5 tRNA genes are annotated in these 663 nt (G+C 46.8%); all 5 read left to right on the top strand.

Annotated elements, in window-relative coordinates:
- The first annotated feature begins 89 nt into the window (after nt 1–89).
- The 5 genes from AB4161_RS23050 (at nt 90) to AB4161_RS23070 (ending at nt 570) form a co-directional block, all read left to right on the top strand.
- Nucleotides 90–165 (top strand) — tRNA-Glu (locus tag AB4161_RS23050).
- A gap of 20 nt (nt 166–185) precedes the next feature.
- Nucleotides 186–261 (top strand) — tRNA-Lys (locus tag AB4161_RS23055).
- 25 nt (nt 262–286) lie between these two features.
- Nucleotides 287–362 (top strand) — tRNA-Val (locus tag AB4161_RS23060).
- Between the two features lie 25 nt (nt 363–387).
- Nucleotides 388–463, top strand: a tRNA-Ala gene (locus tag AB4161_RS23065).
- Nucleotides 464–494: 31 nt separating this feature from the next.
- Nucleotides 495–570: transfer RNA gene (locus AB4161_RS23070), tRNA-Val, on the top strand.
- Nucleotides 571–663: the final 93 nt, after the last annotated feature.

Consider the following 663-nt stretch of genomic DNA (forward strand, 5'->3'; position numbering starts at 1 on the left):
ATTGATTAGGTTTAGAAAAGCAAAGAGATGAAGAACTCCCAAGTTCTTCGAAATTTGTTTCTACTTTTAAAGTAGAGATAAATTGCAGTGTCCCGTTCGTCTAGAGGCCTAGGACACCGCCCTTTCACGGCGGTAACAGGGGTTCGACTCCCCTACGGGATACCACTTCCTTCAAGAAGTAAAAAGGGTCGTTAGCTCAGTTGGTAGAGCAGTTGACTTTTAATCAATTGGTCGCAGGTTCGAATCCTGCACGACCCACCATTTCCTCCCAAGGAAATAAAATTTGGGGCGATTAGCTCAGTTGGGAGAGCACCTGCCTTACAAGCAGGGGGTCACTGGTTCGAGCCCGGTATCGCCCACCATTTCCTCCCAAGGAAATAAAAATATGGGGCTATAGCTCAGCTGGGAGAGCGCCTGCCTTGCACGCAGGAGGTCTGCGGTTCGATCCCGCATAGCTCCACCATCTTTCTCCATGAAGGAATCAAAACTATCATGGGCGATTAGCTCAGTTGGGAGAGCACCTGCCTTACAAGCAGGGGGTCACTGGTTCGAGCCCGGTATCGCCCACCATCTTTAAGCACACTTTTCTTAGTAATAGAAAACTGAGTGTATTTAAAAATGGTTTTGAAAGTTTAATGCTTTAAAAACTCTTGCTCTTTAACA

The sequence above is a fragment of the Vibrio sp. 10N.286.51.E5 genome (assembly GCF_041469125.1).
GTDB lineage: Bacteria > Pseudomonadota > Gammaproteobacteria > Enterobacterales > Vibrionaceae > Vibrio > Vibrio crassostreae_C.